Source organism: Geobacillus sp. LYN3 (assembly GCF_003064505.1).
Lineage (GTDB): Bacteria > Bacillota > Bacilli > Bacillales > Anoxybacillaceae > Parageobacillus_B > Parageobacillus_B toebii.
Map to the genome: position 1 here is coordinate 1 of NZ_QCWL01000003.1, position 16376 is coordinate 16376.

The window sequence follows — 16376 nt, forward strand, 5'->3', positions numbered from 1 at the left end:
AATCAGAGAATACCCTACCTTTTTTCTTTTGGTCTAGCAAAATGCTTTACACAAAATTTTATACATCATCTTTTATTTTTTGTTAGGCCAGAAAACATAATGATTAAGTGAGAAAATAATAAAAAAATAATATTTAAAACGCTTACATTCGAAAAAATAACCGTTTTTCGTCTATTTTTTAACCAAATTGTTCCTTTACATAACGTGTTGGAAAGGAGTATGATTACAACAACAACTTCATAAATGAATGATTTCCCTAATAGTCGCTGAATCCGAATAGGAGCGGGGGAACCAATCGTGATCTTGTTGATCACATGGGGTGAATCTTGTTCAGAACTTGTGAGTGTTCTGAATGAGTAGGGTGACTCTCATCACCCGAACCCGTCAGCTAACCTCGTAAGCGTCGTGAGAGGAGGGGTTATTTGTTGTTGCCAAAAAACCAACAGGATACCCTCCTGTTGGTTTTTTGTGCTTGTGGATGGATAATAAGTGATAATATTGAATTTTTTGGGGAAAATTATAAAATTAGCGGACTATCTTTATTAGGAGGAAAAAATCGTGTGGGATATTTTCATGATTTTATTATTGGTCTTAACTTTTGCTTTATTTTACGGATTTACGATTTGGTGTGACGATGTAGTGCATGGAGGAGAAGAACAATGATGTGGCTCATTGGCGCTATTACTTTAATGGTGTTTGTTTATCTGGTGTATGCGTTGATTTATCCTGAGAAATTTTAACTTACTTGAATGAAGGATAGGAGGAGCTTTCAATCATGGGATACGCCATTTTACAGTTTATCGTCATCTTTGCTTTATTATTGGCACTCGCCATACCGTTAGGGAGATATTTGTATGTAGTTTTCTTCAAGGAAACAAGCAAGCTCGATCGTTTCTTTCTCCCTATTGAAAAAATCATTTATCGAGCGTCTGGTATTAAAAATCTTGAAGAGACTGGATGGAAAAAATATTCATTTGCTTTCCTTTCAGTCAATGCTGTTCTTTTAGGAATTTCTTATCTCATAGTGAGAATGCAAAAATATTTGCCTTTCAATTCTGCCAAGATCGATAATATGGAACCTACTCTCGCCTTTAATACGGTAATTAGCTTTATGACCAACACGAATTTACAACACTATAGTGGTGAGACAGGGCTTTCAATTTTATCCCAGATGATATTTATCACGATGATGATGTTTACTTCTGCTGCAACTGGTATCGCTGTAGCAATGGCGGTCATTCGTGCTCTATCGACGAAAGGAAAAGTGATTGGCAACTTTTACCAAGATTTTATTCGAGCGAATGTGAGAGTTCTGCTTCCGCTTGCAGTCGTTGTTACGCTTTTTCTTGTTGCGCTGGGCGTGCCGCAAACATTTGCTTCTAGTGCAACGGTCACTACATTGGAAGGAAAAGTACAAACATTAGCGTTGGGACCTGTGGCTTCACTAGAGTCGATTAAACATTTAGGAACGAACGGTGGCGGTTTTTTCGGAGCGAACTCTGCCCATCCTTTTGAAAATCCGAATCCTCTCACGAGTGTCATTGAAATACTGTCGATGTGGTGCATTCCGGCTGCTATACCATTTACTTACGGGTTGGCTGTGAAAAACCGTAAACAAGGTTGGGTATTGTTTACAACGATGTTTGCGATTTTTCTTGTCATGCTTTCCGTCGTTTACAGCGCTGAGCAAGCTGGAAACCCTATGCTGAATAAACTGGGCTTCTCTTCTTCCCAAGGGAGTATGGAAGGAAAAGAGGTACGATTCGGTATTCCATTGTCTAGTTTGTTTACGACAGTCACAACTGCTGCGACAACCGGAACGGTCAACAACATGCATGATACACTTACGCCAATTGGCGGTTTAGTTCCACTTTCGCAAATGATGCTAAACAATGTGTTTGGTGGTGACGGTGTTGGTTTTGTCAACATGTTAATGTATGCGATTCTCGCCGTCTTTTTGGCAGGGCTCATGGTAGGACGTACACCGGAATTTTTAGGACGGAAAATTGAGCCGCGGGAAATCAAACTGATTGTGATTGCCCTCTTGACGCATCCGTTCATTATTTTGGTTCCATCTGCAATTGCCTTTATGACACATCTAGGTACGGATGCGATTAGCAATCCGGGATTTCATGGGATTTCGCAAGTTGTATATGAGTACACCTCATCAGCGGCGAATAATGGTTCCGGATTTGAAGGATTAGGAGATAATACTCCATTCTGGAATATATCGACAGGAATGGTCATGCTATTAGGAAGATATATTTCGATCATTGCCATGTTAGCCGTGGCAGGATCATTGGTTCAAAAACAGCCTGTGCCGGAGACAGTGGGGACATTTCGTACCGATAACGTCACATTTGGAGTGATTTTGATTGGTACTGTATTAGTAATTGGAGCATTAACATTCTTCCCTGTACTTGTATTAGGTCCTATCGCTGAGTTTTTAACGATTCGTTAGAAGGAGGAAGAGATAAGCATGAAATCTGAAATAAAAAAGCAGTCGCTCTTTCAAGGCCCCATTGTACGACAAGCTGTTATTGACAGCTTTAAAAAATTAAATCCGCTTGTCATGATGCGCAATCCGGTCATGTTTGTTGTCGAAGTTGGAACCTTTATTATATTGTTGATGCTTTTCATGCCTCGTTATTTTAATATACAAAATCGCGGATATGTGTTTGCTGTTTTTATCATCTTGTTGTTCACGATTTTGTTTGCAAACTTTGCCGAAGCACTTGCCGAGGGTAGAGGGAAAGCACAGGCGGATTCATTAAAGAAAACGAAAGCAGATACAGTAGCTAAACGGATTAATGACAAAGGAGAGATCGAAACCGTTTCGTCTACTGAGTTACGAAAGGGCGATATTGTATTGGTCGAAGCTGGTGACATTATTCCCGGAGATGGGGAGATTATTGAAGGATTAGCGTCCATTGATGAATCAGCCATTACAGGGGAATCAGCTCCTGTCATTAAAGAAGCAGGAGGGGATTTTAGCTCGGTTACCGGTGGAACGAAGGTGGTCAGTGATTCGATTAAAGTAAGAATTACGGTGGATCCGGGTGAATCATTCTTAGATAAAATGATTTCATTGGTCGAAGGAGCTTCACGACAAAAAACACCAAACGAATTGGCGTTAAATACATTACTGATTACGCTTACTTTAATTTTCTTAATGGTCGTCATCACATTGATACCAATTGCCAGTTATGTAGGTATAAAATTACAGATTGTCACTTTAATTGCGTTGCTCGTTTGTTTAATTCCAACAACGATTGGAGGACTTCTTTCAGCGATTGGTATTGCAGGAATGGATCGTGTTACTCGATTCAACGTGTTAGCCATGTCTGGTAAAGCCGTAGAGGCTGCAGGGGATATAAGTACCATTATTCTGGATAAAACGGGAACCATCACGTTTGGTAACCGGATGGCTTCACAGTTCATCCCCGTTGGTTCGGCAACTGAGGAAGAAGCACGAGAAGCGGCGGTCCTCTCTTCTTTAAAAGATGAAACACCAGAGGGACGTTCTGTTTTAGAGTTGGCGAAAAATCAAGGATTTTCGATTGATTATTCTCAATATGAACAAGCCGAATTTATTCCATTTGCCGCTGAAACGCGGATGAGCGGCATGGATATTAATGGTGTTTCCTACCGTAAGGGAGCAGTGGATGCAATACAAAAATATGTTCAGCAATTAGGTGGCGAAATTCCGAGCGATTTGAAAGAAAAAAGTGATCAAATCGCAAATCAAGGAGGAACGCCGTTAGCTGTTTCGGTAGGCAAGAAGATTGTAGGAATTATCTACTTGAAAGATACGGTTAAGCCGGGGATGCGAGAGCGATTTGAAGAACTTCGGAAGATGGGGATTAAAACGATTATGTGTACAGGCGACAACCCATTAACTGCGGCTACCATTGCGAAAGAAGCAGGAGTAGATGATTTTATCGCTGAAAGCAAACCAGAAGATAAAATTCGTGTGATTCGCGAAGAACAAGCAAAAGGTAACTTGGTGGCCATGACAGGGGACGGGACAAATGATGCTCCTGCTTTGGCACAGGCAGATGTGGGATTAGCGATGAACAGCGGAACGATTGCTGCGAAAGAAGCCGCCAACATGGTCGATCTTGATTCAGACCCAACAAAAATTATTGAAGTGGTCTCCATTGGTAAACAGTTATTGATGACACGCGGAGCCCTAACAACTTTTAGTATTGCGAATGATATTGCGAAATACTTTGCGATTTTACCAGCTATGTTTACGGTGGCCATTCCGCAAATGAAAGCTTTAAATTTTATGCACTTACATTCGCCTACGAGTGCCATTTTATCGGCATTAATCTTTAACGCGATTATTATCCCTTTATTAATTCCATTAGCGATGAAAGGGATTACCTATAAACCGATGCCAGCTGTGAAGCTATTGCGCCGCAACTTATTGATCTATGGTTTAGGTGGCGTGATCGCTCCATTTATCGGTATTAAGCTCATTGACCTTTTTGTCGGAATGTTCGTTTAATAGTAAAGGAGGAATGAGGTATATGAAATGTATTCGTTTGGCGATTGTGATGATACTTTTATTCGGTTTAGGCTATCCTGCCTTCATGACAGGAATTGCACAAACGCTCTTCCCTCATCAGGCGAATGGAAGCATTGTTTATAATGATGAAAACAAAGCTGTCGGCTCGGAGTTAATCGGTCAGTCGTTTCAAGATCCAAGATATTTTCATGGGCGTATCTCTTCCATTAATTTTGATGCAGCTGCTTCAGGTTCACCTAACTATGCCCCTTCTAATGAGGAAATGATTCAGCGAACAGAGAAGGCAGCCGAAGAATGGTTAAAGAAAAATCCCGGAAAAACGAAAGAAGAAGTTCCGTTAGATTTAATCACGAATTCCGGATCAGGGCTGGATCCTCATATCAGCCCTGCCGCAGCTTTCTTTCAAGTTCCTTCTGTTGCCAAAGCTACTGGTTTGTCTGAAGAACAACTGAATAATTTGGTGAAAAAGCATATTGAAGGAAGAGTGCTAGGAATTTTTGGAGAACCAAGAGTAAATGTATTAAAACTGAATATGGAACTGCAAAAGATGATTCAAGGCAAGTCTTGATAAAAGAGGTTAATAAGGATATGGATAATGGAAGAAAATACAAAAGAATGAGTCCGGAAGAAATATTAAAGAAAATCGAAAAAATGAAAAAGGGCCGCCTCAAAATTTATATTGGGGCGGCTCCGGGTGTCGGTAAAACGTTTCATATGTTAAGGGACGCACATGACCTGAAAGCAAAAGGGGTCGATATTGTCATAGGCTTAGTCGAAACTCATGGTCGTGCTGATACAGAAGCCGAAATTAAAGATTTAGAAATTATTCCAAAAAAAACGATCCATTACAAGGGACGCGAATTCCAAGAATTAGATGTGGAAGCCATTATTAAGCGAAATCCTGATGTCGTCATTATTGATGAGCTCCCACATACAAACGCCCCCGGCTCAAAAAATAAAAAACGTTATCAAGATGTTCAAGAGATCCTACAAGCAGGGATTCATGTCTGGACGGCGATGAACATTCAACATTTAGAAAGTGTCCGAGACATTGTTCAGCAGGTTACGGGTATACAAGTAAACGAAAGAGTCCCTGACTCCATACTAAAGGAAGCTGATGAAATAAAAGTTATCGATGTCAGTCCAGAAACGCTGCGTGAGCGTATTAAAGAAGGAAAAGTATATAGTAAGGAAAAGATCCAGCAGGCTCTCAATAATTTTTTTCGCAAAGGAAATTTAGTCGCTTTACGGGAGCTGGCACTGCGTGAAGTGGCCGATGACATTGATTTGCGGCTAGAAAAAGAGAGAACGGAATTAGGCATTGAAGAACCATCAGGCATACATGAAAAAATTTTGGTGTGTGTGAACTACCGACCGAACGCAGAAAAATTAATTCGTCGAGGCTGGAGGATTGCCGATCGTTTAAATGCCGATCTCTATATTCTTCATATTAAACAATCAGGTCATCAAGACGAAAAAGCAATCAATGAATGGAAAAATCTAGCTGAGCAATTTGGTGCCACATTTATTATTCAAGAAGCTAAATCAAGAAAGGTGGCTCAACAAATTGTAGAAGTGTGCCGCCAATATAAAATTACACAAATCGTTATGGGGATGTCCGCTCGGACGCGGTGGGAAGAGATTTGGAAAGGATCAATTATTAACGCAATCATGCGGAAGCTGAAATATGTAGATGTTTTAATTGTATCGGATCGCTAATTTGATGTTGAAAGAAACTTATTACATGAAAAACTTTAGCTATTGTCAACCAAAGTTCGACTGTTATATGTTGGAATAATAAATAGTTCCTGTATTAGATGATGATAAAAACTCCGTCGGAATAAATTACGCTGTTTTTAAAAGTTTTCTAGTCACAATCCGATCAGAAAGAAATTCTTTTTAAAATTTTTTTGTCATTACAATAAAAAAACCCCTTGAAAAATCAAGGAGTTTACGATGACTTTCTTAAAACTATTTTTTAATAGAAGTTTTATCTAATGATAGACATATCGTAAAACAATCTATTCTCGACAAAGCCTTTCGCGGTAAATTAGAAAGTGCAATAGAGCTTTTGAAGGAAGTTGCAAAATCCAGATAAAGGAAATTGAGTATACAACAATTTTGTCACTTTTTAATCGGCTGATTCAAAAAATTGTAAAATGAGTATACAACTTTTTTGTTACACCGTTCATGTCTCTGAACGGTGTTTTGCTTTTTCAATGGACTTTTCAGTATACAACTTTTTTGTCACTTAACACAAGGAAAGAAAGCGTACATCCCTTACCATACGTTGGACCAGGAGCAAAAGAGAACATGGAAAAAACGGATCGAACGAGTCGAGAACATGGAATATGAGGAAGAAGCAGATGAATTCATTTGTGCGAATGGACAACGTTTCACTTTTCGTTATGAAACAAAGAAGGAATCATCCCATGGATACCTATCCATTAAACGTCGATATCGATGCGATCAGTGTCAAGGATGTCCATTCCAGAGCACGTGTGCAAAAGGAAAAACGCATCGTACCATCACGATATCCTTAAAGAATCAGATTCAAAGAAAGGAAATAAAAGAGCGACTACTTTCTGAAGAAGGAAAAGAAAAATATCGACGTCGAAAGACGGAAGTGGAAAGTGTGTATGGTCAAATCAAGCAGAATCAAGACTTTCGACGTTTTCATTTGCGAGGCCTCTCCAAAACGACTGTGGAATGGGGCCTAGTTTGCGTTGCGCACAATTTTAAAAAGTGGCAAAAGATAAGGGAACTTCAACAAGGGGGAAAAAGATAATCCCCCAATCAAATAAAATTAAGTAAGAAAAAACATCATATAATTAACAATTAATTCCAAAACTATACAAAGAAGGCTGACTCAACATCGCTTAAAGGCGATGTTTTGAGTCAGCCCCTTATTTTGTATTAAAGATCTAATCGAAATGAAAACATGATGAAACATAGGTATAGTTACGTATTAGTAAGTAAATGTTATGTTTACCTCGTTATTAAACCGGCAAGGATATTATGTAAAAGATAAAAAATTTAATGGTCGGAAGTTAATACAACAAAAAGAGTAATCCGTGATCTTGAGAGGAAAGGTATTCTAAATTGTTGCATAGGATGTATCAAGATAAATCCAGTATAGATTGATAAGAGGGGAGAATGAATAATGTTTTTATTTAGCTTGTTTAAAAAGCAATTTCGAAAAGTAAAATTAACCGAACCTTTACAAGAAAAAGGGAGCTACACAAATAAAAAAGGGATCACATATAATTGGAAGATTGTAAAAGGTGATAAACCTATACCTCCAGCTGAATGATGAAAAATTTTGGCTTATGTGGTAAAATTAAAAAGAAGAGAGGTTGGCATATAAGTCTCGGGGGATTAATATGGGTAGGTTTTATAGGTACCCTATTTTTTATATTTTATTGACTATTGTATTGACTGGAATGTCAGAAACCTTTACAGATGTTATAGACATTTTTAACGATGTTCTTATTAAACCAATAAAATGGTTGTATCCTTTAAAAGCTCATCAATTATCATTCGTAAAAGTATTATTTTTCGGCATTATTCTTTTATCTTATTACTTTATTATAAGCGGCATATATAACTTTATAATGGGATTGAGAGAAAATCAATTCAATGAAAATCAATATTTGAAGCAATTCGAGAAATACTTATCCGAAGCGATAATGAATGTAGAAAAAAATGAAAGTGATTCTAAAATTAAAGAATCTATAACAAATTTCATGGATTCTTTTGAGGAATGGATCGGAAGCATACTGAAATTGCAAAGCAAACATTATAAATGTTTCTGGATTATACCTTCGCCCCAACTTGAATCTGGTATTAATTCTGGTGAAAATCAAACAACCGACTTCCTTTTAATATCAAAGGCGACTATAACTAACGAAATTAAAAATTTATTGAGTTTTATTGTTCGAAGCCCGAAGTCTCGTTATTTTGACACTCAAGTTTCACAACATATCGATAATGAACCAATTGAAGAACTGATGTGTGTTCGGAACTTTGGAGATCTTAAACTTGGATTTGCAGTTTTGATTTATAAAAATGGTGTGATAAATGATCAAATTAAGCAGGAGTTTTTGATTCCTACATCGTATTTGTTGTTAATGGGTTTTAACGAAAAATTAACTGAAGCCATGGCAACAATTAGAAGATAAAAAAGGAGGAAGATTTCAAATGTTCCTTAAGCGAATAAAGAGTAATAAAAGATCGAAAAAAAGGGGATACTTTGTTATTAAGGTTACAAGCAAAGAAAAAATTCCTCCTGCAGAAATTGATTTGAAATTTGAACGTATAAATTGGAATGAATATAGAAAAGCCTTATCAAATCGTTAACGTAATTTTCAATAAACTATAACCTATTCACAAGATGAAAAGATCTTTTTTTGTTTATTGCTGGTAACAGTTGAGACTTAAAATATCAAAAATTCTATTATAAGATACCCTTTCAATTTTTATTGAAGGGGTCTTCTTTTGTATTGAGGATCTAATGGAAATGAAAGCATGATGAAACATATGTTTAATTATGATAAAATAGAAAAGGAAAATAATGACGGAGAAGTTTAGCGACCTGTTCAAAGGTCGTTTTTAATTTGTGCATACAGAATTGATTATAATCATGAAAAAATCTTTGTCATATCCAGGATGTTCAGTTACCATCTTTATTTTTCATTTGAAATTACATGCTTAACGATCAGTTACCAACTTTAATAAAAGACGTACCACTTTAACAAAGTAAATAATCCTTGGAACAAAAGAACTTTTGGTTACCAACTTTATTTTTCACTAACATGTTTGTGTCTCCCTACAAAAAACATGACGGCACACAAAAAAGTGTGACGATGGCTGGGAAATAAATTGAGGGAGAAAGGGAATAAGATTGAGGGGAATCGAGAAAAGTGCCTAACTGTGCTTTTCTCGATTTTGTTGTTTTAAAGGGGAAGAGAGAAGAAAATCCTTATTCCTTGTTTTTCCTTTTTTCTTTTTGTTATTTCCTGAAGTGAATGCTTTGGATAGGATGGGACAAGCTCGGCAACGTCATCTTTCATGAAGAAATTCGATCCGAGATAATCCAACCGAATGGTAATATCCATGTGTCCACTGATGTCGCTTTGGTGACATTTTTGTTGTACGTTCAAAACAGATGGGACAAATGGGCAGCTAGGTGCAGAGCGATTCCCTTCTTTTCGTTCTTCGTGAATAGGAAAGTCTGGTAATGAGATAAATCTTTGATAAAATGGGATAGCAAGCCAATTCCCTCAATGAGAAATATTCTTCAATACGATGGTTCAATATGTTCAACATCCATACTAGCCAAGAGAAAAAAGTACAAAAATAACTAATTTATGAGGTTTATTTGTCTATCTTTTTTATTTATCTAAATATGAAAGAATGAGGTGTCTTTGTCCAAATGAACAAAAAAATAATAAACGCAACACTTATGAATAAATTTGAAGAGATTTTTCAAGATGATGTATAAAATTTTGTGTAAAGCATTTTGCTAGACCAAAAGAAAAAAGGTAGGGTATTCTCTGATTGGACCAAAAATCTTAGAGAAAGGAGTACCCTACCTATGTCTAAAAGAAGTATACCGAATGTCGACTGGGCAAATCAACTGGAAAATGTCATTCGTCAGTTTGTAAAGGAAAAATTAGAACTGATCATGCGGGAAGAAATCAAGAATTTCCTCGAAATAGAACAGGCCGGAACATCAAATATGAGAAACGGCTACTATCAACGAAATCTAGATACGCAATATGGCCGGATTGAAGGTCTTTTGGTCCCTAGAGACCGAAACGGAGAATTTCAAACCCAATTGTTCGCTCCTTACCAACGCCACACGGGCTGGCTGGAGGAAGCCATCATTAGGATGTATCAAAGTGGCATGAGTACACGGGAAATTGGCAAGTTTATTGAACGAATTTTAGGCAATGCCTATTCTCCTGCAACGATCAGCCGTATTACCGATGTCGTGAAGGAAGACATCGAGAAATGGCACACTCGTCCACTGCACAAGCGTTATTCCGTCTTATATTTGGATGGTTTATACGTAAAACTTCGTCGCGAAACCGTGGAGAAAGAAGTCATTTATGTGGTGTTAGGGGTGAACGAAGAAGGATATCGCGAAATTCTTGATTTCTTTGTGGGAGAACAAGAAAGCGCCTATGGATGGCAGGAAATTCTTCAACACCTCTACCAAAGAGGCGTCAAGGAAGTGCTTCTGGGCGTATTCGATGGACTACCGGGGTTGGAGGAAGCCTTTAAGGCGGTTTATCCGAAAGCCGATGTGCAGCGCTGTGTCGCGCACAAAGTCCGCAACACCCTCAGCCGTGTTCGGAAAAAAAGATCAATTCGAAGTGGCAGAGGACCTCAAGCTGATTGATCGCGCGCCGAATAAGGAGATGGCATTACAGATGTTTCAACAGTTTGAGTCGAAATGGTCAAGCAAATATCCAAGAGAAGTTCAATCTTGGGCCAATGAGTTGGATGTCCTCCTTACATGTATGGATGATCCAAGCAGTATTCGAAGTATGATTTACACGACGAATGCCATCGAACGAACGATCAAGGAGATTCGGAAACGCCTAAAACCGATGAACAGTTTGAATAGTTTAGAAGCCGCTGAAAAAATCGTGTATTTGACCATTCAAGATTTTAATGAGAAATGGGCAGGGCGAAAGTTGCGAGGATTTGCCGATGCGCAGGAAGCCCTCGAGCGAATGTTTGAAGAACGTTATCATTAACCAAATACTGTAAATAAACAAAATAAGGGGATTCTCCCTTTCCGCACAAGAAACTGAATATTCAGTCTCTTGTGTGGAGGAAATCAGTCCCCTATCAATTCAAATCCATTACAGAGAAACCCTTCCCCATTTACATTACACAAAATTCTTGACGGTACCGACAAAATACTTATCACTTCAAATTTCTTATTAACATTTTGTTCACATTACTACACAATAATACAATTGAGGAGAGTGATTACATGAAGCGCCCAATAAAAGTTTTAATCATAGAAGATGATGCAAATATTGTGGAATTAATTCAGTTGTATATGGATAAAGCTGGATATTCCTATATTTCTGCTTCTGATGGGGAAGAAGGATTGGAACTTTTTTATAGTGAATCCCCTGACTGTATCATTCTTGATATTATGCTACCTAAGCTGAATGGCTGGGAAGTTTGCAAAACAATTCGTATGGAAGATAGACATGTGCCTATTATTATGCTGACAGGCAAAGGGGAAACTTATGATGTTATTAAAGGACTTAATATCGGAGCGGATGACTATATAGTTAAACCATTTGATCCAAACGAATTAATAGCCCGGGTAAAAACCGTATTACGACGAACGATCTTATCAGAAAGTGAAAAGGATAGACTACAATTCGATAATATCATTATTCATATGAAGGAATATCGTGTCTTGATCAATAATGAAGAAGTCCAAATGGCACCAAAAGAAATGGAATTGTTTTATTACTTGGCAATGAACCCGAAACAAGTTCTGACAAGGCAGCAGTTATTGGATCGAGTGTGGGGATATGAGTTTAATGGAGACCCTCGTACCGTGGATGTCCATATCAAGCGTATTCGGGACAAGTTGGCTGAACATAAAGCTAAATGGTCAATTGTGACTATTCGCGGAGTAGGGTATCGGTTTGAGGAGAATTCAAATGCTTAAAAAGAATTCTATTTTTGTAAGATTGTTCCTCAGCTATTCGTTCATTATTATCGTTTCATTTGTAATATTTATTGGTGTCTACTTTTATTTGTTTCATATAAATCTTTATAAAGAATTTGAAGATATCTATCAACATCAATTTACACAGGTTGAAAAACTTCTTTCGAATCAAAAGAAATTCAATTGGAGCGAAAATGAAACGGCGGAAATAATAAGTAATTACCTTAATCAACCAGGTTATCATATTTATATTGTTGATGAAACGGGAAAGCAAATCTTTGGTCCGGACTTAAATCAGGATTCTCCTTTGATCTCAAGATCAAGTGAGATTCTAAGCCAGGTCCAATCCGAAAAGATCTTCTCTAAAGGATATATTGAGAATGGAGAGCTTAGATATACGATAGCTACTAAACTCACTACGAATTTAAATGAAGTAGAACAGCCAATCATGGTCATGGTTTTTCATGAATTGAAACATGAATATCAACGTGTTATTTGGATGATCCTATTTACATTCTTCATTACACTCTTGTTAACGGGGATTATATTATGGTTTATGTCAAAGCGAATAACTGCTCCATTAATAGAAATGAGTGAGATTGCAAGGCACTATGCGAAAGGTGACTTTTCAAAGTCCGTTCACTATAAATTGGATGATGAAATTGGCCAATTGGCGAAATCTTTTAATTATATGGCAAATGAACTAAATAATTTAGAAACGATACGGAAGCAATATATTTCCAATCTATCCCATGAATTACGTTCCCCATTAACAACCTTAAAGGGATTTATCATTGCTTTAATGGATGGTACGATCCCGTCTAATAGACAACAGCATTATTATCGTTTAATGAGGGATGAGACAGAACGGATGATCAGACTTGTAAACGATACATTGAATATGAATCAACTAGAAGAAGGTCATTATAAAATTTTCCGAACGAATTATAATTTAACGGATCAAATCAAATCAATTATTAATAAGTTTGAACCCCACTGTAAAGAAAAACAGTTGCAAATACGTTTACACGCTGCTCGAGATTATTATGTCTATGCAGATAAAGACCGGATAGAACAGGTTATCGTAAATCTTATACGTAATGCCATTCAGTTTTCATATATGAATTCGTATATTGATATCACGCTTACTCGAGAAGATAAAAATGTCCATGTGAAGATACAAGATTATGGAATCGGGATAGAAGAACAGCACTTAAATTTAATATGGAGGAGATTTTATAAAGTAGATGAAGCACGTTCAAACAAGTCAGGTGCAGGGCTTGGTTTAGCAATTGTTAAATCTATTTTAGACCTTCATGAATCGGAGGTAAATGTTTATTCAAAACCCGGTGAAGGGACCATTTTTTCTTTTAAGCTCCCAGTAGCTTGAGCTGGGAGCTTAAGTATTCGAAAGAATGTTTGTTAACATATTGTTCATATTCGATTGTTATGATAGACGGGCAGTGCAGCAGATAAAGAGGAAAGGGGTGTAAATAGTGTATTATCTAAGCTATATGCTTCATATTGCAGGTATAGCAATATGGCTAGGTTCTTTCCTGGCGCTCGGCTATCTATTAAAGAGTTTAGTGAAAGATGAAAGAAAATTGGCGGACTTTGCTCCCGTTATAAAGCGAATTCAGAAGTGGGTAAGGATGGGTGTTCTACCAAATTTAGTGCTAATTCTTTTATCAGGAGTGTACATGATTCTCCAATTTAGCCGAGATTCGATGCCGCTCTATCTAACCATCATGGAGCAGGGTGGAACAATAATCATTTTGTTAACAATTATTTTGGTATCTATGTACAGTGTGAGGTTAACTAAAAAGCTGCAAGGAATCCCATTAAAGAAAGAAAAAACACTTGTTGAGCTCACTAATGTTTATTCAAACTTTCTGCTAGTTTCTACTTTACTGGGAATCGGAATTATTATTGTTGTTGGCTTGCGGCTGGTTTAATTATAATACAACATGAATTATAAATTAGAGGTGAAATCATGTATCTTGCATTAAGAGAAATTAAACATGCAAAATTGCGGTTTATTATGATCGGGATGATTCTAGTTTTAATATCCTGGCTTGTTTTTATACTGTCAGGCTTGGGTAACGGTCTGTCTACGCTCAGTGCCGCAACGTTTAAAAATATGAATGCGGATTATGTCGTTTTTGAAGAAGGTTCTCGACATTCCATGTTGCGGTCAGTAATATCAGAGGATTTAATTGACGAGTTAAAACTCCAAGAACATGTAATTGATGCCGCGCCAATGGGTTTCCAACCAGCGGTCCTTCTTAAAGAAAATGCGACATCGGCTGATGAAAAAATAGATGCATCGCTGATCGGGATCAATCCGGGTACATTTTTAGAACCGGAAGTCATAGAAGGGGATCAACTTGTAGAAGGAAAAAGTGATGGAGTTATTGTCAATGATGTATTAAAAAGTCAAGGCATTGAATTAGGGGATAAATTGGAGATTGAAGGAACAGATAAAGTTATTGAAGTGATTGGTTTTGTTGAAAATGAATATCTTAACCATCAGCCTTCAATTTTTATGATCATGGACACATGGCGTGAAATCCATTTTGCTGCACCAGGTTCAGATATGGGAATTGACAACCCTGTTAATGCGATCATGCTTCAAGGGGAAAATATAGAATCGGAAGAGATCGAAAAATCGGTGGAAGGAATTGAAGTAGCAACGAAACAAGAAGCTATGAATGGTATACCAGGTTATACCGCTGAAAATGGAACGATTATGATGATGCTCGGCTTTCTTTTGACAATATCGGCATTTGTTATTACTGTTTTCTTCTATGTTATGACATTACAAAAATCGAATCAATTCGGGATTATGAAGGCAATCGGGGCAAGTGATCGTTTCCTTGGATGGGCAGTTGTTTCCCAAGTATTGATACTTTCTGTTATCAGCATAGGAATAGGAATCTTACTTACTTATGGAACGGCTGCAATTTTTCCGGAAGTGATGCCGTTTGCACTTGATTCCACACTCGTTATTAGCTATGCGATCGTCTTGATTGTAGTGTCTATATTGAGTTCGCTTCTTTCCGTTCGAAAAATTACTAAAATTGATCCGCTTCAAGCTATTGGGAGGATTGAATAATGAAAGGAATTCGGTTTGAAAATGTATCCAAATATTATGAAGAGGGAGATAGAACGTTTACCGCTCTAAACAAAGTTTCCATTTCGGTTGAACCGGGAGAATTTGTCGCAGTTATTGGTCCTTCTGGGTCAGGTAAGAGTACTTTTCTTTCCATTGCCGGTGCTCTTTTAAAGCCCTCTGAAGGTAATGTGATAATCAATGGAACCAATTTATCCAATTTAAAGCCGAAAGAACTGTCAAAATTACGCCTTGAAGAAATTGGTTTTATTTTCCAAAATTCAAATCTAGTGCCGTACTTGACGGTTCTTGACCAACTTTTAGTTGTAAAGAAAATGAAGGGTCCTATAACGAGTGAAGATAAACAATATGCCAAGGAGTTGCTCGAGAAAGTAGGCTTAGGCGATAAATTAAAAAATTACCCGGATCAGCTTTCAGGAGGAGAGCGGCAACGAACAGCGATTGCGCGTGCGTTAGTGAATGACCCGAGCATTATCTTAGCTGATGAGCCTACAGCCAGCTTGGATACTCAGCGTGCTTTTGAAATTGTTGAACTTATGTCCCACCTTTTGAAGTCACGGAATAAATCTATAATTATGGTTACTCATGATGAGCGCTTACTGAAGTATTGTGATAGAGTGTATCAAATGATCGATGGTAATTTAACATTACTCGAAAAGCAGTATCCTGTTGTTAAATAATAGAGTCAGTCCCTCACTTGACAAAACCTTATGATAGTGAGGGGCTGACTGTTTTTTTGGTGAACAAAAAAGTTTAAAAAGCCGTCAAAACTGAGGACGATATAACAAAAAGAAGCGGAGAACAGGAAGAAAAGATGGAAGGCGTGAACGAGTGGCGGCGTTGCATGGAAAATTAATTTCAATAATTAACGAAGCGATTACATCAGGTGAACTCCATGAAGTGATGCTTTATTTTTTAAAGAGCTTGGCTGTAAATTATCACTTTATTTCGGAACAAAAGAGCCATTTTTTTGCACATTCCTTCAGAAAACCCTCTCCCCT

13 protein-coding genes, 2 pseudogenes and 1 riboswitch are annotated in these 16376 nt (G+C 37.5%); all 15 genes and pseudogenes read left to right on the forward strand.

Annotation, left to right across the window (positions count from 1 at the left end):
* The first annotated feature begins 254 nt into the window (after nucleotides 1-254).
* A riboswitch (cyclic di-AMP (ydaO/yuaA leader) is annotated at nucleotides 255-417 on the forward strand.
* 5 nt (nucleotides 418-422) lie between these two features.
* Complete coding sequence (locus DCC82_RS15355) at nucleotides 423-632, forward strand: hypothetical protein (RefSeq protein ID WP_017553312.1); 210 nt, start codon at nucleotides 423-425, stop codon at nucleotides 630-632.
* A 30-nt stretch (nucleotides 633-662) separates the two neighbouring features.
* Entirely contained in the window at nucleotides 663-740 is a 78-nt protein-coding gene (gene kdpF, locus DCC82_RS18770) for a K(+)-transporting ATPase subunit F (RefSeq protein WP_353652437.1), read from the forward strand.
* 35 nt (nucleotides 741-775) lie between these two features.
* Nucleotides 776-2461 carry a potassium-transporting ATPase subunit KdpA gene (kdpA, locus tag DCC82_RS15365; protein WP_097355023.1) on the forward strand — a complete coding sequence of 562 codons (1686 nt, stop codon included), beginning with the start codon at nucleotides 776-778 and terminating at the stop codon, nucleotides 2459-2461.
* An 18-nt stretch (nucleotides 2462-2479) separates the two neighbouring features.
* Entirely contained in the window at nucleotides 2480-4513 is a 2034-nt protein-coding gene (kdpB, locus tag DCC82_RS15370) for a potassium-transporting ATPase subunit KdpB (protein WP_062678974.1), read from the forward strand.
* 22 nt (nucleotides 4514-4535) lie between these two features.
* Nucleotides 4536-5102, forward strand: coding sequence for a potassium-transporting ATPase subunit KdpC (gene kdpC / locus DCC82_RS15375; RefSeq protein ID WP_017553315.1), 567 nt, complete (start codon nucleotides 4536-4538; stop codon nucleotides 5100-5102).
* 20 nt (nucleotides 5103-5122) lie between these two features.
* Nucleotides 5123-6253: a KdpD-like non-kinase potassium sensor gene (kdpDN, locus tag DCC82_RS15380; RefSeq protein ID WP_062678973.1), complete on the forward strand. Its 1131-nt coding sequence runs from the start codon at nucleotides 5123-5125 to the stop codon at nucleotides 6251-6253.
* 547 nt (nucleotides 6254-6800) lie between these two features.
* A pseudogene (locus DCC82_RS15385) lies at nucleotides 6801-7322 on the forward strand (transposase); the annotation flags it as partial.
* A 375-nt stretch (nucleotides 7323-7697) separates the two neighbouring features.
* The gene (locus DCC82_RS17490) at nucleotides 7698-7847 is read left to right on the forward strand and encodes a hypothetical protein (protein ID WP_158268593.1); all 150 of its coding nucleotides are present in this window, start codon (nucleotides 7698-7700) and stop codon (nucleotides 7845-7847) included.
* 70 nt (nucleotides 7848-7917) lie between these two features.
* Nucleotides 7918-8715: a hypothetical protein gene (locus DCC82_RS15390; RefSeq protein ID WP_089096712.1), complete on the forward strand. Its 798-nt coding sequence runs from the start codon at nucleotides 7918-7920 to the stop codon at nucleotides 8713-8715.
* Nucleotides 8716-10130: 1415 nt separating this feature from the next.
* Nucleotides 10131-11301: pseudogene (locus tag DCC82_RS15395) on the forward strand (IS256 family transposase).
* Between the two features lie 242 nt (nucleotides 11302-11543).
* Nucleotides 11544-12242, forward strand: a complete 699-nt coding sequence (locus DCC82_RS15400; protein WP_012748929.1) for a response regulator transcription factor — start codon at nucleotides 11544-11546, stop codon at nucleotides 12240-12242.
* Nucleotides 12235-13632, forward strand: a complete 1398-nt coding sequence (locus DCC82_RS15405) for a sensor histidine kinase (RefSeq protein ID WP_012748928.1) — start codon at nucleotides 12235-12237, stop codon at nucleotides 13630-13632. Before DCC82_RS15400 ends, DCC82_RS15405 begins: the two co-directional genes overlap by 8 nt.
* Before the next feature lie 106 nt (nucleotides 13633-13738).
* Nucleotides 13739-14197, forward strand: a complete 459-nt coding sequence (locus tag DCC82_RS15410; RefSeq protein WP_012748927.1) for a hypothetical protein — start codon at nucleotides 13739-13741, stop codon at nucleotides 14195-14197.
* Nucleotides 14198-14235: 38 nt separating this feature from the next.
* A complete protein-coding gene (locus tag DCC82_RS15415; protein ID WP_097355084.1) occupies nucleotides 14236-15357 on the forward strand; it encodes an ABC transporter permease in 1122 nt (373 codons plus the stop codon).
* Nucleotides 15357-16055, forward strand: coding sequence for an ABC transporter ATP-binding protein (locus tag DCC82_RS15420; protein ID WP_097355083.1), 699 nt, complete (start codon nucleotides 15357-15359; stop codon nucleotides 16053-16055). Before DCC82_RS15415 ends, DCC82_RS15420 begins: the two co-directional genes overlap by 1 nt.
* The last annotated feature ends 321 nt before the right edge of the window (nucleotides 16056-16376 follow it).